Below are 20,417 nucleotides of genomic sequence, written 5' to 3'. Positions count from 1 at the left end.
CAATGAACCTGAAACTTGAAACCTGAAACTTGAAACTACACATAAACAAAGAAAAAATGACAGAAGGGAATTTTGTAGATTACGTTAAGATATATGTTTCTTCCGGAAAGGGAGGAAAGGGATCTACGCATTTACATAGAGAGAAATTTATTGAAAAAGGAGGTCCTGACGGTGGTGATGGAGGCCGTGGCGGACATGTATATTTAGTTGGGAATAAAGGTCTTTGGACACTTTTTCATTTAAAGTTTGCGCGTCATATTAAAGCTGGACACGGTGGAGATGGTGGAGGAGATCGCAGTACAGGAGCAGATGGTGAAGATAAATTTATCGAAGTGCCGTTAGGGACTGTTGTAAAAGACAAAGAAACTGGAGAAACTCTTTTTGAAGTTACTGAACACGGAGAAAAAAGAATTCTTTCTAAAGGAGGAAAAGGTGGTTTAGGAAACTGGCATTTTAGAAGTTCTACTAATCAAACACCAAGATATGCTCAACCGGGTTTACCAGGTGTTGAGATGGATGTTATTCTAGAACTTAAAGTTTTGGCTGATGTTGGTTTAGTTGGTTTTCCTAATGCTGGAAAATCAACATTGTTGTCTGTTTTGACTTCGGCTAAACCAAAAATTGCCGATTACCCTTTTACAACTTTAAAACCGAATTTAGGAATTGTGGCTTACAGAGATTTTCAATCTTTTGTAATTGCGGATATTCCTGGAATTATTGAAGGTGCTGCTGAAGGTAAAGGTCTTGGACATTATTTCTTGCGTCACATTGAGCGTAATTCGACATTGCTGTTTTTAGTTCCAGTTGATACGCCGGACATTAAAGCAGAATATGATATTTTGGTAAATGAATTAACAAAATACAATCCTGAAATGTTAGATAAAGAACGTCTTTTAGTAATTTCAAAATGTGATATGCTGGATGATGAACTTAAGGCTGAATTAAAAGCAGAATTAGATGTATCTTTTAAAGACGTTCCTTATATGTTTATTTCATCTGTTGCACAACAAGGTTTAACTGATTTAAAGGATAAACTTTGGAAAATGCTTAATGAGTAATTTATTATTTTATAGTAAAAAAGGCGTTCTAGAAATAGAACGCCTTTTTGTTTTTATAATGTTAAATTCGTAATAAATGAGTGCAAAATTGATGTCATGTTCAATTTTGGTATTCTTTAGGATGAAATAATTGTCGAAATGAATTATATTCGCAGAACTTAAACAAAATAACATGAAAAAAGTAGTTTTATTCTTGACCATGTGCCTAATGGCTTTTCCTGTAAGAGCTGATGAGGGAATGTGGTTTTTGATGTTTATCGAAAGATTGAACCATAGAGATATGGAAAAAATGGGCTTGCAATTAACAGCCGAAGAAATTTACAGCATTAATCACCATAGTTTAAAAGATGCTATTGTACAATTTAATGGAGGTTGTACAGCTGAAATCGTTTCAAACAGCGGTTTAGTACTTACCAATCACCACTGTGGATATAGTGCGATTGCAGAACTTTCGACTGCAGAACAAAATCATTTAAAAAATGGATTTTGGGCAAAGCAAAGAAGTGCCGAATTGAAACCAAAATCATTGTACGTTCGTTTCTTTGTTCGTATGGACGATGTTTCAAAAAGGATCTTATCAAAAGTAAATGATCAAATGACTGAAGCTGAAAGAAACAAAATTATTCAGCAAGAAATCGCTTTGATTGAAAAGGAAAATAACGAAGGCGGAAAATATACTGTTTCTGTTCGTCCTTTCTTTCAAGGAAATGAATATTACTATTTCGTTTACCAAGATTATACAGATGTTCGTTTAGTTGGTACACCGCCAGAAAGTGTTGGTAAATTTGGTGGGGATACAGACAACTGGGAATGGCCTCGTCAAACAGGAGATTTCTCTATGTTTAGAGTTTACGCTGATAAAAACGGTAATCCTGCTGCATATTCTAAAGACAATGTGCCATTACAACCAAAACATTATTTACCTGTAAGTATTAAAGGTGTAAAAGAGAATGATTTTGCTATGATTTTAGGTTATCCTGGACGTACAAACCGTTGGATGCCGGCTGGCGGAATCGAGCAAAATATTAAGTTTGCTTATCCTGCATGGGTTGAAGGTGCTAAAACTGGAATGGATGTGATGAAAAAGTATATGGACAAAGATGCAACAGTTCGTTTGCAATACGCGTCTAAATATGCTTCTACTGCCAACTATTGGAAAAACCGTCAAGGTATGATTGATGCTTTAACAAAAGCGGGAACTGTAGCGGCAAAAACAGAACAGGAAGATAAGTTCTATGAGTGGGCAACAAAACCTGCTAACAAAGAAAAGTATGAAAACGTAATTCCTACTATCAATGATTATTACAGAGAAACAAATTTAAAAGCGACTCATGATAATTATCTGACACAACTTTTGCGTACTTCAAGTTATGCAACTGGGCCAGCTAATTTAGGAAATGCTTTAATTGCATATTATAATGAAAATGATGCAAAAAAAGCTGAAATGCTGCCTAAGATCAATGCAATGATTGATAACATTTATGGCGAATTTTATGCTCCATTAGAAAAAGATGTGTTAGCAGCTCAATTGAATTTATATTCTTCTAAAGCTGTTGGATATGGTTTAGCGCCACAAATAGCTAAAATGAAATCTGAAAATAACGGAGACTTTACTAATGATGTTGCAAAAGCAACTGAAATCAGTTATTTTACAACTAAAGAAAAAGTATTGGCATTTATGGCTAATCCAAAACCATTAGCAATTGTACATGATCCTTTGTATATTATTTCTAATGATTTATTGACAAAATATCGTGCTAAAACAGACGATCAAGCTAAGGCTGATGATGGTTTTGCAATTGCTTTCCGTAAATTAGTTGAAGGTTTAAGAGAATCGAAATTAAATGCGATTCAATATCCTGATGCAAACTCTACTTTGAGATTGACTTACGGAAAAGTTCGTGCTTTACCTGCAGATCCTCGTAACGATGCTAAAATCAACAACTATACTACAATGGAAAGTATGGTAAAAAAGTACAAAGCAGGAGATCAAGAATTTGATTTACCAGCTCGTTTGTTAGAGTTAAACAAGAAAAAAGATTTTGGACAATATGCTGATAAAGCAGGTTACATGCCAGTAAACTTTTTGACGGATAATGATATTACAGGAGGAAACTCTGGTTCGCCAGTTCTTAACGGAAAAGGTGAATTAATTGGAATTGCTTTTGACGGAAACATCGAAGCTATGGCTGGAGACGTTATTTTCGATTCGAAATTACAAAGAACTATCAATGTTGATATTCGTTATGTACTTTGGATTATTGATAAATACGCTGGAGCTAAAAACATTATTGATGAATTGACGATTGTGAAATAATCTCAATTTAGTTGTAAAAAATAAACCCGATAGTTTTTAAAGCTATCGGTTTTTTATTTTAAAAGGTTGTCATCCTGAGCGAAGTCGAAGGCTAGCCAATTGGAACGGGTCTTCAACTTCGCTCAGACTGACAAACTTCATTTAGTTCGAATACTTATTGAACTTTTACGCGAATTCCTTTTGTATGGCTTGCAAATTCTGGAGCATACATACTTTGAATCGTTGTAATTCCGTTTGAGAATTCTCCGCTGTTATTTACTCTTATATCATATTCCAAAACATAAGTTCCTTTATCGATTCGATCAAAAAAGAAATGCGTCGCGGCATCTTTTGTGCTTGTGTAATATCCTAAGCGATCTTTGTATTGATATTTAGAAAGTACATTTACAGGTTCAAAGCAAGAAGCGCGCATGTCTTTTAAATGAATATATTCTGTGTCTTCCTTTGACGTAATGATTAATCGAACGGTAACTAAATCTCCAATTTTTAAAGGATTTTTTGAAGTGATTTTTTCTAATTGATCTCCTTTTAATGTGCTTTTCTTTAAAAACATTTCTTTCGAAACTGATAGAACAGATCCTGAATTGTCTTTAATTTTATCCAAATCTTCAAAATATTGCCAGTAAACACCTCCAAATCCTGGGACTTTAGATTTGTTTTGAATGTTTATTGACGCCATTTCTTTTTTAACTTCTTCGACTTTCCAGTTTAATTTAATGTAACCCGTTTCGGCTTCTTTTTCATTTTCTGCCAGTTTTTTAGTTATGATTTTTTCGTCTCCTAATTTTATAACTGTATCGTCTTTTATAGAAAGCCAGTCAGAACCTTGCGTTAACAAAGCATAAACAGCTTCGGTTGTCGATTTAGTTGTTGGCCAGTTTTTAGTTTGTTTGTTTTTTAACAGCCATACTTTCATTGCGTCGACAGATTTTTTGTCGTTACTCACTTCAGCGAAAGCCTCTATTAATAAAGCCTGAGTTTCTATTGGAGCCTGATGCCAATACCAGCCCGATTTATTAGAAATCCAGTACATTCCCCAATCTTCGTTGTTTGATGCTGTTTCTTTTAAACTTTCAATGATTTTTTTAGCGGTTTCTTTTTCTTCAAAACGATTTAAAGTTAATGCAGTTAATCCTTTCTCGTAAATAGAATAATTTAACCAATCGTTTTTAGCGGTTTCCAAATAAAGTTTGACTGCCTTTTTCAAAGTATCTGAAAGAGGATATTTATCTAGATAAAAACTTCTTGTATACAGATAATGCAAATCAGAATATGGATTAATCCAAATTAGTTTATCAGTTGTTTTTAAGTTTTTGGTTCTTCTTTTATAACTTTCTAAAAATTTAGAATCTAAAAAAGGAATTCCCGTTTTAGAGATTTGTTCGATTTTATCAGCATTACTTTTACTTAATTTAGACAAATGTCCTAAACCGGCTAGAATATGTCTTGTAATATATTCGTTTTCGTCACTTCCTTCAAACCAAGCAAATGCGCCAGATGTTTTTTGTTTTTGTTTTAATTTTTCGAAAACAGCTTCTTGCGAAGTTTTCATTTTTTCTAGATCAAATAAAAGAGCCAGATTTTTTTTCTTTTGATCTTCGGTTTGAGCATCATTCAGCCAAGGTGTTTCGGCAAGAAGGGTTGACTTTAGTTCTTCGTTTTCTTCTAGTTTAGAGATTGGTGTTCTATTTTTTCTCCAATTTTCAAAAACAGCTGCAACCTTCGGATTATTTGAAATGATTTCTGAAGCTAAAGCATTGGCATAAAAACGCGCAAAAGTTTGCTCGGCACATTCATGTTCATATTCCATTAAATATGGCAAAGACTGTATCGCAATCCAAGTCGGATTCGAAGTGTATTCTAACGTAAATTGATGATTTTTCAAAGTCGTAGAATTATTGTTTTTTAAATTCTCAAACTTATATTCTTTAGTAGAATTTTCACGAACCCAAATTGGGATACTTTCAGTAACCAACATATTATTGGTCGAAACCGGAAGTATGTTTTCTTCTCCATCTGAAAAATTAGCAGATTTAGCCAAAATTTTATATTGAACGCCTTGCAAACCTTCTGGAATAGAAATTGTCCAAGTTGCTGTTGTGTTTCCGAAAGGCTCAATGGTAAAATTTTTAACGTTTTTTGTATTGAGCATTTTACTGTCAATTGGCTGCATTGTTGTAGCATCGAAAAACTGTAAAATGGCAATTCCTGTTTTGGCTTGATCCGTAATATTTGAGATTTTTGCCGAAATAACGATCGTATCTTTTTCTCTAAAAAAGCGAGGGAAATTCGGTAAAACCATCAATTCTTTTTGAGTCACAACACTTTTTTCTAAATAACCTGTTACGACATTTTTATTATGCGCCATTAAGCGAAGTTTCCACGCTGTTAAAGCTTCGGGTGAAGTAAAATTTAAGCTTACTTTTCCTTTAGAATCGGTTCTTAAATTCGGAAAGAAAAAAGCTGTTTCTGATAGATTTTTTCTGGCTTTTACTTGGGTTAAGGCTTCTAGAGCGGCTTTTGTTGTGACAATTACAACTCCATTTGCGCCCTTGCTTCCGTAAAGAGCCGTTGCTTTTTCATCTTTTAACACATCAATAGAAAGTATATCTTTAGGATTTATGTTGTCTATATCGGCGACAATTTGCCCATCAACAACATATATTGGGTTTTTTCCTGTAATAGACCCAATTCCTCTAATTTTAATACCGGCAACTCTAGTTTCTAAAGAATCTTCGATTCCTGCTGTATTATATACATTATTGTCTTCTTCGACCTGAACACTTTCAGTCGCAACAGATTTTGTTGAGTACCCCAGTGAGCTTTTCTTTTTTTGAATTCCATAGCCAACAACCACAACTTCGCTTAAACTGCTTTCTTCTGGAGTTAGAGTAATGTCGATAATTTTATTTTTTGAAACTTTAATCAACTGTTCTTTAAAACCAATGTAAGTAAAAACAAGTTCTTCATTTGGCGCTGCTTCAATTTCGTAAAAACCATCATAATCTGTAGTGGTCGATCTTGGAGTACCTTTTACAGCAATTGAAACTCCGGGAAGTGATAAGTTAGACAGATCTTTAACAACTCCTGAAATGTTTTTTGCGTTTATTGGTTTTTTATATTTTTTATTAATTTGTTTTTGATATTCTCTTTGTAAATAAGCATTGCTGGTTTTGTTATTAAAATCAAATCCAAACCACATCAATTTGGTAGTTTCAGTTTTAAAATTAAGTCGATTTGAGATTGAATTTAAGTTTCGAACGTTAATATAAGTTTTTTCGAACCCTAAAGGAGATTTAGAGTTAACTACATTGTAATTATAGTCGTAAAAGCCTAACGTTTCCCAGTCTCTTTTAGTAAATTGATCTAATGAACTGTCATACATTGAAGCTAAAACTTCTGCCTCAGATTTTGTATTTATAGCATTCAATTTAAAAGACCAATTCTCGCTGCTTCCGGGTTGTATTTTGCTTCTAAAAGTTTCTACATTAAAGTCAAGTTTTGGTTCTTTTATTTTTAAAGCAACCTCTATTTCATTGCTAAAACTTTCATTTTCAAAAACACTCTCGAAACCTATTTTTAAAGATTTGTCAAATTCATTTTTCACAGGAACTTTGATTGTGACTTCGTGGTTTTCTAAATGATAGATTTTCTGAAAAAACATTTTACTTTCATAGTTTCCGCTAACTGTGATATAAAGTTCAGGAACAATTGAAGTAAGTTTTATTAGCGCAAAGCCATCTTTTTTAGCATCATCATTTATTTGATTTGCTGTAATTAAGGTGCCAGGATTTAGTTTGTCAGTACTCTGAAAAAGGACAATATCTTTAGAGGTTTCTATAACATTATTAAAACTGTCTTTTGCTGAAAATACAATTCTGTAATTTCCTGACTTATAATTAGAAATAAAATCTAATGCCAGTTTTTTATCTTTTGAAGAATCGATGTTTTTAGAATAGATTAATGTTTCAGTTTCTTTGCTTATTGGTTTTTGGTTGTTTTCGTAGGGGAATAATTTTTCGAATTCCTGATCTGAAATTGATTCAATATCTGGTATTGGAAAAATTCTTGCTTTAAATTTGTTTGAAAAAGGACTAACGAAGTAAATTTTAATTTCGCCTTTGGCAGTTAAAAATTCACCATTTAAATTAGTGGACCAAATTTCAACTTCGTTTTTAGTTTTGGTTTCAATTCTATTGGGAGCGATAAGATTAAGCATCAAATCATGATAACCTACCTTTACAGTTGTTTGCGCTTCATGAGTTTCGCCATTAATATCCGTAACCGATGATTTTACAACATAATTGAAAACCGGTAATTGTTCTTTAATAGCATTTTTTGAAGGTAATGCAATGAAATCAATTACAAATTTGCCCGAAGCATCAGTTTTGGTTTCTCCAGTTGCTACAACTTCATTCTCTTCTTGCCCGTAATAGTTTCTAAAATAACTAGTATATCTTGTTACTGTATACGTAACTTTTGCATCTGAAATTGAACTGCCTGCAAATGCTTTTGCAGTTCCATCAACTTTAATAGTTTGGTTGATTTGGAATGTTTTTTTCTTCGGCTCAAAAAGGATTTCAAATTTAGGGCGCTTATATTCTTCGACTCTAAAGCTGATTTCAGAATTATCAAAATCAACATTATCCCAAAACGGGTGTTCTTCTTTAGCTTTATTATAAACAATATCTTTTTCTGCCTCTGCAGGTTCTCTGGAAATAATGCTATAAGTGCCGGTAAGTCCTGTTTTGGGCAAAACAAATTCGCCGGAGAAAGAACCGAACTCGTTTGTTGTAATTTGAAATTCTTTCAATGTTTCATAGTTCGCATTTCGGATACTAATTTGGAATGATGTTTTAGCTACAACATTTGTTTTATTTTGTTTTTTTTGGATTGCAATTCCTTTGTAAAAAATGGTTTGCCCTGGACGATAAATAGCTCTGTCTAAATAAAATTCGACTTTTCCTTTGCCTCTGTATTCAACATCTTTTATGTAATCGTGATTGTAACGAATATAATTTTTAACGATTAAAATAGTATCGTTTTCTGTTGTCAGTAAAAGAGGTTCGTAGTTATAATTGTTGTTTTCTTTATCGTGCGAAGCAAAACCATTTTTGTCAGTTTTAATAGTCTGATTTAAAAGTTTGATAGATACATTTTCTAAAGGCTTTCCTGTTTTTCTGTCCAAAACCTGAAAACTTTCTGTTTTGTCCTTTTGCGACGCCAAAAGTCCAATATTCGAAATTGTAATGGTTTCGTAAGCAAAGGCTTTAGTTTCTTTTGAGTCAGAATCGCTTTCAAAATAGACCAAATAATTTCCTGTTTTCAGTTGTGGCAAGAGAACTTCTGTCGAATATTGAAAAAAATCCTTTTTGTTTATAAGTTGATAATCAGAAGATTTTATTGCTTTTTGTTTCTCAATTATCACATTTACAAGGCTATCTTTATCAAGAGGAGAATTTCTAAACTCATTTATACGATTTTGAGTAATCTTATAAAATGAAACCTTTAAATGATCAACATTTTTGTATTGAATAAAAGCTCTTGTGTTTTCGTCGCTGTAACTATTCTTTTTAAGTTCAGCGGTTATACTTTTTGAAGTGATAAATTGTTTTTGTTGTATTGCTGATTGGTATGCATTTGTATTATTGTTTTTGTTTAAAATGCTATCGAGTACAACAGTAGCTTTGATGTTATAATCAGGATGAGTTCCTTTTGAGGCTTGCTGAGATAAAAGTATCGCTCTTATTAGTTGAATTTTTTGAATTGAAGTTTCGTCATTTGTGCTTTTTTGAAGGGTGATTAGTGCACGAGTATAATCTTCAATAGAATCAACTAAATTAGTTTTGCAATACAATAATCTTTCTAATTGATTGTCAATGTTTGGATTGGATTTTTCCTGTTTTTGATATAAATTTAAAAGTGAACGCAAATTTTCATTGGTTACAAAATCTAAATTTAACGCAAGAAAATCAGACGATTTTCCTAGAAGCTGTTTTTTGTACGAATCAAATTCCTTTTTTTTAATTTCCCATTGACGAACTTTTTGAGAATGCAGCGTGATGTTTTCCTTTAGTAAATATTCATATAAATTCTGTGTTTTGAATTTTTCAAAAGTCGAATAGTCAAAAATCGATTCGTATTTTGTTAAAGAAGTACTTTTTAAAATCGATTCGCTTTCTAATGTTTGTTGTAATGATGACTTAATTTGATCTGTAAAGTTTTTTTCAGTCCATGTCAGGAAGTCTTCATTTAAGGTTGCAATATTTGTCCTTTTTTTGATTTGATATTCATTTCTTGCATAATAATCAGTCAGGCATTTTGCATAAACCAAATTCAAAATTGCTTTTGATGGTATTGAAACGCGATTAATATCTATTTTTAGATTATTTAAAATCTTTGTTTGTGCATTTTCATCAATGACTTGCAGATATTTAGATTGATAAAAAAAACATTTTATTATTTCTGCTTCATCTTGATCCGAAATGGCTTTATTGTATATTTTGAGAACAATTTCATTTGCCGATTTAATTTTGCCTTCGTTTTCGTAAGCAATAACCTTATCCCATTTTTTATCATTTTGTTGTGCAAAAAGAATAGAGGAGACCAGTAAGAATACAAATAATATGTTTTTCATGGAGGCGTTTTAATCAATAAATGCTCAAATTTCGATTAAGCTTGTTAAGGAGTCAAATTATTTAAAGATAATTTTCGCACAAATTAGCAATTTATCTTCAAAACCAAATTATACAATCTATATTTCCTTATTTTTGAAGAATAATAATTGAGTTTTATTAGTTACTTGCTATTTCGATTAACCAATGAAACAGTTTAACGATTAAACATTTTAAATGAAAACACATTTCATCGCTATTGGCGGGAGCGCTATGCATAATCTTGCATTGGCATTACATAATAAAGGATATCAGGTTACAGGAAGTGACGATGCTATTTTTGAACCTTCAAAATCGAGATTAGAAAAAAAAGGAATTCTTCCTGCAGAAATGGGCTGGTTTCCTGAGAAAATAACTTCTGATATTGATGCCATCATTTTAGGAATGCACGCAAAAGCGGATAACCCTGAATTGTTAAAAGCGCAGGAATTAGGGTTGAAAATTTATTCGTATCCTGAATTTTTATACGAGCAGTCTAAAAACAAAACTCGTGTTGTTATTGGTGGTTCACACGGAAAAACGACAATTACTTCGATGATTTTGCATGTAATGCATTATCATAATATTGAAGTTGACTATATGGTAGGAGCACAGTTAGAAGGTTTTGATACTATGGTTCATTTAACTGAAGAGAATGATTTTATGGTTTTAGAAGGAGATGAGTATTTGTCTTCTCCAATAGATCGTCGTCCGAAGTTTCATTTATATCAGCCAAATATTGCTTTAATTTCTGGAATTGCCTGGGATCATATTAATGTTTTTCCAACATATGAAAACTATGTTGAACAGTTTGAGATTTTTATTTCGAAGATTACAAATGGCGGGATTTTAGTATATAACGAAAATGATCCTGAAGTAAAAAGAGTTTCAGAAGCGGCGACGAATCCAATTCGTAAAATAGCGTACAATACTCCAGAATATTCTGTTGCTGATGGCGTAACGCTTTTAAAAACACCAGAAGGCGATATGCCAATTGAAGTTTTTGGAGCACACAATTTAAATAATTTGGCTGGAGCAAAATGGATCTGCCAAAATATGGGTGTTGACGAAGCTGATTTCTACGAAGCAATTGCAAGTTTTAAAGGCGCTTCTAAACGTTTAGAAAAAATTGCAGAAGGAAAAGGAAAAGTGGCTTATAAAGATTTTGCACATTCGCCAAGTAAAGTGGCTGCGACGACAAAAGCTGTAAAAGAACAATACCCAAACAGAACTTTGGTTGCTTGCTTAGAATTACATACATACAGTAGTTTAAATGCTGAATTTTTAAAAGAGTATGAAGGCGCTTTAGAATATGCAGATGTTGCAGTTGTATTTTATTCGCCAGATGCGGTAAAAATTAAACAATTAGAAGAAGTGACTTACGAGCAGATTGCAACTTCGTTTAATAGAAAAGATTTAATTATTTATACTAATCCAGCTGAATTTAAAGAGTATTTATTTAACTTAAATCTTGATAATTCTGCACTTTTATTAATGAGCTCTGGGAATTACGGAGGTTTGAATTTTGATGAAGTAAAAGGGTTGATTAATTAAAGAATTAGTCAATTTGATAATGAGATATTTTGCCGATTGTAAAACAATCGGCATTTTTTTTGAATTTAACTTTTAATTATCAAATGGACAAATTATCTAATTTTCTAATTGAAATTTATAATGTCCCACAATTTTATATTCAAATAAACAATCTTCTAGAACTTGTCCGCCGCCAACATTGTGAACGATTAAATTTCGTTCCCCGTCTTTTGATTTTTTATTGGTTATGATTCCAATATGAGGCAATTTATTATTGATCATCCATGTTACAATTTCTCCTGTTTTGTAATCTGAAGGATTTTGAGTTACAGGCAGTTTTGTTCCTTTTCTTTCAAAAAATACTTCAAGGTTGGGCACTCTTCTATGATCAATATTAGTATCTGTTTTAGTCATTCCCCATCTTTTTAAATTGGGATATAGTTTAAAATTTTCGATCATATCTTCGTGCACTTCTTTCTGAAGATCAATTCCTAATTTTCTATACGAACGTATTACCACATCAGTGCAAACTCCTTTGTCTGCAGGAATATCTCCATTTGGATATTGAATTGCAAAATAGGCGGGATCATAGTCTATTGATGAATCGATGATAGATAGTGCTGCACTTGATAATCTTTGATCAAAAGTTTTCGCTGTTTCTTGTGAGTTTTCAGATGTTAAGGAGCCTGTTTGCTTTTGGTTGCATGATAAAAACGCAAATAAGATTATGGTGATATAAAATGATTTCATTTTCAAAAAGTTGATTTAATTTACAGCGATTTAAAAATAAGCAATAAATAAATAGAATAAATTTTTATGAATGATTTTTCTTATTTTTTAATATATTCGTCCTCCTGAAAAATAAGTTGATTTAGTTTTTCAGTTAATTGATAAATAATGCTTTTTATGAAATCAAATCATTTTCCTATTAAAGATTGGTCAGATGATGATAAGCCGCGTGAAAAATTAATGCTGAAAGGGAAAGATGCTTTGAGTGATGCTGAGTTGTTGGCCATTTTAATTGGTTCTGGAAGTCGTAATGAATCAGCGGTTGCTTTGAGTAAACGTATTTTAGCAAGTGTTGACAATCTTAATTCATTAGGAAAGTTGGATATTTCTCAATTAATAAACTTTCGTGGTATTGGAGAGGCAAAAGCGATTACTATTATTGCGGCTTTAGAGTTAGGACGCAGGCGCAGGGCAGAGGATACTGTTGAGTTAAAAAAGATTACATCAAGTAAAATTGCTTTCGAAATTATGCGGCCTATTATTGGAGAATTACCTCACGAGGAGTTTTGGGTGCTTTTTCTGAATAATTCAAATAAAGTAATTTCTAAAACACAATTAAGTAAAGGCGGGATTTCTGGAACAATTGTCGATACTCGATTAGTTTTTAGACTGGCATTAGAAAATAGAGCTACCGGCTTGATTTTGTGTCATAATCATCCTTCGGGTAATCTGATCCCAAGTGATGCTGATAAAGATATAACGCGACGAATAAAAACTGCTGGAGCGATTTTAGATGTTAAAATTTTAGACCATTTGATTATTACTGAAACAAAATATTATAGTTTTGTAGATGAAGGAATATTTTAATTTATGAATACCACTATTACAGACATTTTTTTTGACTTAGATCATACGCTTTGGGATTTTGATAAAAACTCAGAAATGGCTTTTGACCGAATTTTTAGCGAGAAGTATTCTGAAGTTAGAGTCGAAGATTTTATTGAAAAATATGCTCCTATTAATCAGGCTTGTTGGAAATTATATCAAGAGGATAAAATTACACATCAAGAATTACGTTACAATAGATTGAAGCTTTCTTTTGAAGCGCTAGATTATACAATTTCTGACGATAATATTAATCAGATTGCTAATGATTATATAGCATTTTTGCCAGATAATAATCATCTTTTTGATGGAACTATTGAGGTTCTAGAATATCTAAAACCAAAGTATAAGCTTCATATCATAACAAATGGTTTTGCAAACGTACAAGATAGAAAGATTAATAATGCAGCCTTAGGCGGTTACTTTGCTACTGTTACAAATTCAGAATCAGCTGGTGTTAAAAAACCAAATAGTATTATCTTTGATTATGCAGTCAATTTGGCACAAACATCAAAGGATAAAAGTATAATGATTGGGGATGATTTTGATGCTGATGTAAATGGTGCATTGAACGCTGGTCTAGATGCTATTTTTTTTAATGTTAAAAACATTGAAATACCTGAAAAATATAAACAAATTAATCATTTATTAGAACTTAAAAAATATTTATAATTATGAAACTAAAAGTTTTGTTGACTTTGCTTCTTTGTTCAGTCCTTGGATTTTCGCAATCGATTAACGATTATAAGGCTGTTATTATACCGCTTAAATATGATTTTATTAAAACAGATAATCAGTATCGATTAGCTACAATGACTAAAACGAATTTAGTTAAAGCGGGCTTTCAGGCTTTTTATGTAAACGAAGAAATTCCGGCTGGTTTTAGTGATCGATGTGATCTTTTGTATATTGATGTAAAAAGAGATAATGCATTTTTAGTAACTAAACTTTTTATTGAGTTTAAAGATTGTTACGGAAAAGTAATTTACACATCTGAAACAGGAAGAAGCAAAGAGAAAGACTATGAATTGGCATATAAGGAAAGTTTAGAAGATGCTTTTATATCTGTTAATGCTTTGCACTATAAATATAGCGGTAAATCAGCGGCGCCTGTTTCTAACAAAGCACAAACAGTTGTAGCTGCAACAGCTTTAGTTCCCGCTGTTCAAATTGCTGCAACACCAACTGCAGATGTTTCTGATCCTAATTTATTGTACGCACAGCCAATGGAAAACGGATATCAGTTAATAGACAAAACTCCAAAAGTTGTCATGAAACTTTTAAAAACGTCACGCCCAGATTCGTTTATTGCAATTAAAAATGGTGTTCAAGGAAGTTTAAATGCAAAAGATAATCAATGGTATTTTGAGTATTATCAAAACGACAAATTAGTTTGTGAAAAAGTTTCAGTAAAATTTTAAATAAATTATGGTTTAATAACCATATTTATCTTTCCAACGGTTCTTTAAGAATTCACGGTTGCTATTCTCTCTTGAATTGTTTCCTGGATTATAAAGAACCGTTTGTTTTATGGCATCAGGCAGGAATTCTTGTTCAGCAAAGTTATTTGCATAATCGTGTGAATATTTATAATCGTCACCATAGCCTAACTCTTTCATAAGTTTGGTTGGAGCATTTCGCAGATGAATAGGAACAGGTAAGTCTCCTGTTTGTTTTACCAATTGCTGTGCGTTTCCTATTGCCATATAAGAGGCATTACTCTTTGGAGAAGTAGCGAGATAAATAGCACATTGACTAAGAATTATTCGGCTTTCAGGATATCCAATTGTAGTTACTGCCTGAAAGGTGTTGTTTGCCATAATAAACGCCGTTGGATTTGCATTTCCAATGTCTTCACTTGATAGAATCAGCATTCTTCGCGCAATAAATTTTACATCTTCACCTCCTTCAATCATTCTTGCCAGCCAGTAAACAGCTCCATTAGGATCGCTTCCTCGAATTGATTTTATAAAGGCAGAAACAATATCATAATGTTGTTCTCCACTTTTGTCGTAGAGAACCGTATTTTGTTGAACTAACTCAAATACACGGTCATTTGTAATAATAACTTCTTCGGTGGCTGCGGCATTGATTACAAGTTCGAAAATGTTTAATAATTTTCGACCGTCACCACCAGAAAGACGTAATAATGCTTCTGTTTCTTTTAATACAATGTTTTTTGACGCTAAGTATTTGTCACTTTTTAGTGCGCGGTGTAATAGTGCTTCTAAATCTGATTTTGTAAAGGCATTAAGAATATAAACTTGACAACGTGACAGTAATGCAGGTATAACTTCAAAACTTGGATTTTCGGTGGTCGCGCCAACCAAAGTAATCCAGCCTCTTTCAACAGCAGCTAAAAGAGAGTCTTGCTGAGATTTACTAAATCTATGAATCTCATCGATAAACAAGATGGGGTTTTTGGCTGTAAATAAGCCGCCGCTTTGCTTCGCTTTCTCAATTACATCACGAATGTCTTTTACGCCAGAATTAATAGCGCTTAGGATATAAAACGGACGTTTTGATTCTTGAGCTATAATTTGCGCTAAAGTAGTTTTACCAGTTCCCGGAGGTCCCCATAAAATCAAAGAGGGAATTATTCCTTTAGAAATTTGTTGTGTTAATGAACCATTAGGACCTACTAAGTGGCTCTGACTAATGTAATCTTCTAGTTTCTGTGGGCGAATACGCTCGGCTAACGGTGCTTCCATTTTGTAAAATTACTATTTTCAAATGTATTTTTATTATTTAGAGGTTCGGAACTTAGTAGGAAGTAAGTTTTAAGAAGTTTTTGCTGACTGACAAATTATCAGTAAATTGTAACTGGATAGTTTTTTGATGTAAATTATTAGACTATAATTTGACATAGATGAATGATAACCACTTTAAGTTTTCTAATGCTGTTATTGGCCTTCCGGTAATTTTTGTCCTTTTGTTGTGGATTGTTTATTGGGTTCAGATTAGATTTGATTTCGATTTTTATAAGAATGGGATTTACCCACGAGATTTTTATGGATTACAGGGCGTTTTGTTTAGTCCATTTATTCATGAAAATTTAGAGCATTTATATAATAATTCAATTCCTCTTTTGGTTTTGTTGGCTGCATTACAATATTTTTATCCCAAGCAAACCATTCCTGTTATTGGTTATGGTATTTTATTTTCGGGATTAATTACATGGATTATAGGTCGCGAAAATTTTCATATCGGTGCAAGCGGTTTAATTTATGTTTTGGTAAGTTTTATTTTCTTTAAAGGAATTCAAACAAAATATTATCGGTTGGTTGCACTTTCCTTGTCGGTGATTCTGCTTTATGGAGGAATGATTTGGTATGTTTTTCCTGATGTTGATGTCAAGGTTTCCTGGGAAGGTCATTTGGCAGGTCTTTTAACCGGATTTGCACTTAGTTTATTTTATAAAGCACCTGAATATTCGAAACCTATTGTTTATGAATGGCAGAAACCAGATTTTAATCCTCTTGAAGATCCGTTTATGAAACATTTTGATGAGAATGGAAATTTTGTAAATATTGAAAAGGATGAAGATGGTATGGATGAGATTCAATCTTATTTTCATTCAGATACTGATGTGTATTATGTTGTAACTAAAACGGAATCAGCAGATAATCAGGAAAGTGATAATTAATTTTCGTAAAAATTAGTTATTTTTGTTTAGTGCATTTATTAATTTGAGATTATGAGAAAAGTATTATTTGCTATTTTGGTTGTGCTGTTTTGCAGTTCTAATTTTTATGCACAGTGTGATATTAAAAATAAGGTGCTGGCCGATGGATCTATGGTGTATTATTTTGATCCGGCAGTTTTTTATACAACGAAGTCTAAATCTCTAAAAATTAATATTGTTACTGATAAAGAGAGTTATTTGGTGGCGCTTCAGCCGACTCCTTTTCCGTTAAAAAAAGAGGGAAAAAAAATTAAGGATGATTTAGTTATTCAGCTGGCAGATCATAAAGAGTATAAGCTGACTCATTTCGACACGCAGTATTTAGAGAATGATTCGATTATGCAGGTTTTATATCTAATAGACAATAAAGATTTGGAGGCATTTTCTAAATTTGAAGCTGTTGTAGCAGCAATCAATATGAAGGGAACTGAATTTGTTCGAGATTATAATTTTAAACTTCATAAAGATGCAATCATGAAACAACTTGCATGCTTTTTGAAAAAAGAGGAGAAGTGAGGTTAATCTTCGTGTGGAGCCTCAGACTTATGTAAAAACTTTTTATTTATATTTTTTAGAAGGTTGTTGAATGTTAAGGTTAATGATACTGCATTTACAATTTGATTATTGTCGTTTCTTGGCAGGTATTCATTAGCATAAGTTAGTTCAATTTGTGTGTCTTCTGTAAATAGGTATCCGGCTCCAATATTTAATCTGTTTCTGTCAAAGAAACTTTGTCCAGTTACTTTTGTGCCTGATTTTAAAAAAATCTCATCGGATGCAATTGCATATACGACACCTTCGCGTAAAACTTTGCTGTTTATTGGTTTGATATATTTAATTTGTTGTCTATATCGTAACACATTTTCAAAAGTATCATCTTGATTTTTCATATGACGAAGCTCAGTTCTTAAACGTGTACTGAGAGTATAGCCGGTTTTATGAAAGTAATAAATACCCTGTAGAGCAAATCTCCATTCAGGTGATTGAAATTGACCTATTTCTGGTACATCTTTGTTGTTGTAAAATGCAACAAATGAAGATAGTTTCCAGCGTGGTGAAAGGTAATAATGCGCCCACCCTCGAAGAGATCTTTGTGTGTTTTGGTCAAATATATTGGGAGAAGATTCTGTGCTGCTATAACTTGTGCCAATGTTTAGTTCCGTAGACCACTTTTCACTGAGCGCTCTGTTAAATTGAACTTCGCCCCAAAATTGATTGTATTTTGTGGTTTGTCCATAGTTAATTGTTGCAGTTAGGAATACTGCAACAATTAAGCTGAGTTTGTTAAATATTATTTTATAAACAGGTTTTAAAGACATTCAATATTGTATTAAGTTGCCACCCTATTTTCAAATTTTTTTTAGCTTCTTTGGCGAACGGCTTCATATAAAAAAGCACCGCAGGCAACAGATACATTTAGTGATCCTATTGATCCAAACATTGGTAATTTTGCTTTTTCATCAACAATCTTAAGTACAGATGGGTTGATTCCTCTGTCTTCAGATCCCATGATGATTGCTACAGGCTCATCTAATGATAAATCATAAATATTTTGATCTGTTTTTTCAGTTGCAGCCACAGTTTTGATTCCTGACCCCTGAAGATAGAATATTGCATCTTTAATATGTTCTACTTTGCAGATAGGAACATTAAAAACGGCACCGGCCGATGTTTTAACAGTATCGCCATTTACGGGAGCAGAACCAGCTTTTTGTACTATAATTCCGTTTACACCTGTACATTCAGCTGTTCTAATAATAGCGCCAAAATTTCTGGCATCTGAGATTTGATCCAGTATTAAAAATAATGGTTTAGAACCCGAAGCAACTGTTGATTCTACAAGGTGTTCTATGTCTATAAATCCAATAGGTGAAATAGTTGCTACGGCACCTTGGTGATTGTTTGGGGTTAGTCGGTTTAGTTTTTCAATAGGGACATAAGAGAAATTAATGTTGGCACGTTTCATTACCTTCATTAAATCTTTCATTAGTTCGCCGGAAATATCTTTTTGAATAAATACTTTATCTACTTCCTGGCCTGCTTGTATTGCTTCTATAATGGCTCTAATGCCAAATATTTGATGTTCTTTTTCCATAGGACAAATATAGGTATATTGTTTATATAAAAAAACCACTCTGAATGAACAGAGTGGTTTAGTGTATATGCTTGTTGAAATAAATTAGTCTTTATCCCACCATAATTTAGTTGTTACATTACTAACAACAGTTGCATTTGGGTTGTAATTTCTTTCATCCGATGGAGTTGGGAATCTTACAGGAATAGTTTTAGTATTTGATGATTGGTTTGGAACCAATGCAGGAAATCCTGTTCTTCTGTAATCATTATATGGCTCCATAGTCAAGAAAAGTGCATTATACTTTTGTTGAATAATGTTTGCTAAAGTTACTGTAGTAGCTACAGAAGCTAAGAAAGCAGGAGTTGCTGGAGTTTTTGTAACTTTTAAAACTGATGCGGCAATTGCAGCTTCTAAAGCTGGTTGAGCATTTTGTCCTAATCTGAATTTAGCTTCAGCTTCGATAAATTTAGCTTCTGCATAAGTCACCATTCCTACAGGAGAGTCTTCATCAGCATAAGCTAAACCAATATATGAAGATGAAGTTGTGTCTAAATCATTTGCAGCGTTACCAGTATAGTTTCCATTGTCATCTTTTGCAATAGCGAAAGGTAGTCTTGGATCAGCAGCTAAACCATCAACAAAGTATTTTCCAGTTTTAAGGTAATTAGCACGGCTGTTATCGAAAGCATACCATTGATTTAGTGCGTTTGCAGTTGCAAAGAAAATTGCATTAGCATCATCAGTATTTGCAGTCATTCCAGCAGCAGTAATATAATCTAATGCTTTTTGAGCCGCACCTGTATCAACTTGCGTTAATCTTAATGCATATCTTGCTTTCAATACGTAAGCAACTTTGATCCATTTTGCTGTGTTCCCTGCAAAAATAAAATCATCAGCTCCTGGTCTAGATTCATTGCTTGCAGCAGGTTTTTTTAGGTTTACAATAGCTTCATCAAGAATTGTTTGTAATCGTTGATAGATTTCTTGCTGTGTATTGTATTTTGGAGCTCTGTTTCCTTCTTCAGCTCTAAAAGCTTCATCGTAAGGAACATCTCCCCAAACATCTGTTGCATATCCTAGGTTCAAGGCTGTTAATACTTGCCCAATACCATTATAGTACGGGAATTTATCAGCAAAATCACGAGATAAAATGTGACCACTAATTAACGTAGTTCCATAAACTGTGTTCCATTCATTGTTTACGTCTTGTTCACTAAGAATATAACGTTGAATATCTCCTAATTGTCCAACGCTAGTACCAGCCAGGTGTTGGTCAAAAATATTCGAAGTTCTGATTAGACCACTTGTGTGTGTTGAAAAGGTCGAAACTTCCATAGCAGACAACAATAAAGTTGGTGTAGTTGTTGTAGGGTTGTTTGGGTTTTCATTAAAGGTGTCTAATTCTGTCTGGCAGCTGGTTAGTAAACTAGCACCAACAGCTGTAAGAATTATACTTTTTATATATTTTTTCATTTTTATT

The 20,417-nt window shown here is 32.8% G+C and carries 14 protein-coding genes; 8 read left to right on the top strand and 6 right to left on the bottom strand.

Annotated elements, in window-relative coordinates; genetic code table 11:
• Nucleotides 1-56: 56 nt before the first annotated feature.
• Both obgE and ACHRVL_RS21915 read left to right on the top strand, forming a co-directional pair.
• Nucleotides 57-1,058: a GTPase ObgE gene (gene obgE / locus ACHRVL_RS21920; RefSeq protein ID WP_089055342.1), complete on the top strand. Its 1,002-nt coding sequence runs from the start codon at nucleotides 57-59 to the stop codon at nucleotides 1,056-1,058.
• Nucleotides 1,059-1,230: 172 nt separating this feature from the next.
• A complete protein-coding gene (locus ACHRVL_RS21915) occupies nucleotides 1,231-3,375 on the top strand; it encodes a S46 family peptidase (protein ID WP_395415404.1) in 2,145 nt (714 codons plus the stop codon).
• Between the two features lie 154 nt (nucleotides 3,376-3,529).
• On the opposite strand, the gene ACHRVL_RS21910 is transcribed toward ACHRVL_RS21915, so the two are convergent.
• Nucleotides 3,530-10,012, bottom strand: coding sequence for a carboxypeptidase-like regulatory domain-containing protein (locus ACHRVL_RS21910; protein ID WP_395415403.1), 6,483 nt, complete (start codon nucleotides 10,010-10,012; stop codon nucleotides 3,530-3,532).
• Nucleotides 10,013-10,226: 214 nt separating this feature from the next.
• Between ACHRVL_RS21910 and murC the strand changes: the two genes are divergently transcribed.
• Complete coding sequence (murC, locus tag ACHRVL_RS21905; protein WP_395415402.1) at nucleotides 10,227-11,582, top strand: UDP-N-acetylmuramate--L-alanine ligase; 1,356 nt, start codon at nucleotides 10,227-10,229, stop codon at nucleotides 11,580-11,582.
• Between the two features lie 96 nt (nucleotides 11,583-11,678).
• Here the strand turns inward: murC and ACHRVL_RS21900 are convergent, their stop codons facing one another.
• Complete coding sequence (locus tag ACHRVL_RS21900) at nucleotides 11,679-12,311, bottom strand: DUF1287 domain-containing protein (protein ID WP_395415401.1); 633 nt, start codon at nucleotides 12,309-12,311, stop codon at nucleotides 11,679-11,681.
• 156 nt (nucleotides 12,312-12,467) lie between these two features.
• On the opposite strand from ACHRVL_RS21900, the gene radC reads away from it, so the two are divergent.
• From radC to ACHRVL_RS21885, 3 genes are read left to right on the top strand one after another with little or no spacing between them, the layout of a single operon-like run.
• The gene (radC, locus tag ACHRVL_RS21895) at nucleotides 12,468-13,157 is read left to right on the top strand and encodes a DNA repair protein RadC (RefSeq protein WP_129054155.1); all 690 of its coding nucleotides are present in this window, start codon (nucleotides 12,468-12,470) and stop codon (nucleotides 13,155-13,157) included.
• Nucleotides 13,158-13,160: 3 nt separating this feature from the next.
• Entirely contained in the window at nucleotides 13,161-13,847 is a 687-nt protein-coding gene (locus ACHRVL_RS21890) for a YjjG family noncanonical pyrimidine nucleotidase (RefSeq protein WP_395415400.1), read from the top strand.
• Between the two features lie 2 nt (nucleotides 13,848-13,849).
• A complete protein-coding gene (locus ACHRVL_RS21885) occupies nucleotides 13,850-14,596 on the top strand; it encodes a hypothetical protein (RefSeq protein WP_395415399.1) in 747 nt (248 codons plus the stop codon).
• Between the two features lie 12 nt (nucleotides 14,597-14,608).
• Here the strand turns inward: ACHRVL_RS21885 and ACHRVL_RS21880 are convergent, their stop codons facing one another.
• Entirely contained in the window at nucleotides 14,609-15,886 is a 1,278-nt protein-coding gene (locus ACHRVL_RS21880; protein WP_395415398.1) for a replication-associated recombination protein A, read from the bottom strand.
• 158 nt (nucleotides 15,887-16,044) lie between these two features.
• Here ACHRVL_RS21880 and ACHRVL_RS21875 point away from each other — a divergent pair, with 158 nt between their 5' ends.
• Nucleotides 16,045-16,821: a rhomboid family intramembrane serine protease gene (locus ACHRVL_RS21875; protein ID WP_395415397.1), complete on the top strand. Its 777-nt coding sequence runs from the start codon at nucleotides 16,045-16,047 to the stop codon at nucleotides 16,819-16,821.
• Between the two features lie 51 nt (nucleotides 16,822-16,872).
• The gene (locus tag ACHRVL_RS21870) at nucleotides 16,873-17,376 is read left to right on the top strand and encodes a hypothetical protein (RefSeq protein WP_395415396.1); all 504 of its coding nucleotides are present in this window, start codon (nucleotides 16,873-16,875) and stop codon (nucleotides 17,374-17,376) included.
• A gap of 2 nt (nucleotides 17,377-17,378) precedes the next feature.
• On the opposite strand, the gene ACHRVL_RS21865 is transcribed toward ACHRVL_RS21870, so the two are convergent.
• The 3 genes from ACHRVL_RS21865 to ACHRVL_RS21855 all read right to left on the bottom strand — a co-directional run bounded on the left by ACHRVL_RS21865 (nucleotide 17,379) and on the right by ACHRVL_RS21855 (nucleotide 20,410).
• Nucleotides 17,379-18,179 (bottom strand): DUF2490 domain-containing protein, encoded by an 801-nt coding sequence (locus tag ACHRVL_RS21865; protein ID WP_395415395.1) that lies wholly within the window; start codon nucleotides 18,177-18,179, stop codon nucleotides 17,379-17,381.
• A gap of 41 nt (nucleotides 18,180-18,220) precedes the next feature.
• The gene (rlmB, locus tag ACHRVL_RS21860; RefSeq protein ID WP_395415394.1) at nucleotides 18,221-18,955 is read right to left on the bottom strand and encodes a 23S rRNA (guanosine(2251)-2'-O)-methyltransferase RlmB; all 735 of its coding nucleotides are present in this window, start codon (nucleotides 18,953-18,955) and stop codon (nucleotides 18,221-18,223) included.
• Nucleotides 18,956-19,039: 84 nt separating this feature from the next.
• Complete coding sequence (locus ACHRVL_RS21855; protein ID WP_395415393.1) at nucleotides 19,040-20,410, bottom strand: SusD/RagB family nutrient-binding outer membrane lipoprotein; 1,371 nt, start codon at nucleotides 20,408-20,410, stop codon at nucleotides 19,040-19,042.
• Nucleotides 20,411-20,417: the final 7 nt, after the last annotated feature.

It is taken from the genome of Flavobacterium sp. FlaQc-28 (assembly GCF_044007415.1).
In the GTDB taxonomy this organism is placed as follows: Bacteria; Bacteroidota; Bacteroidia; order Flavobacteriales; family Flavobacteriaceae; genus Flavobacterium.
This window is presented reverse-complemented; position numbering and strand designations above follow the sequence as displayed.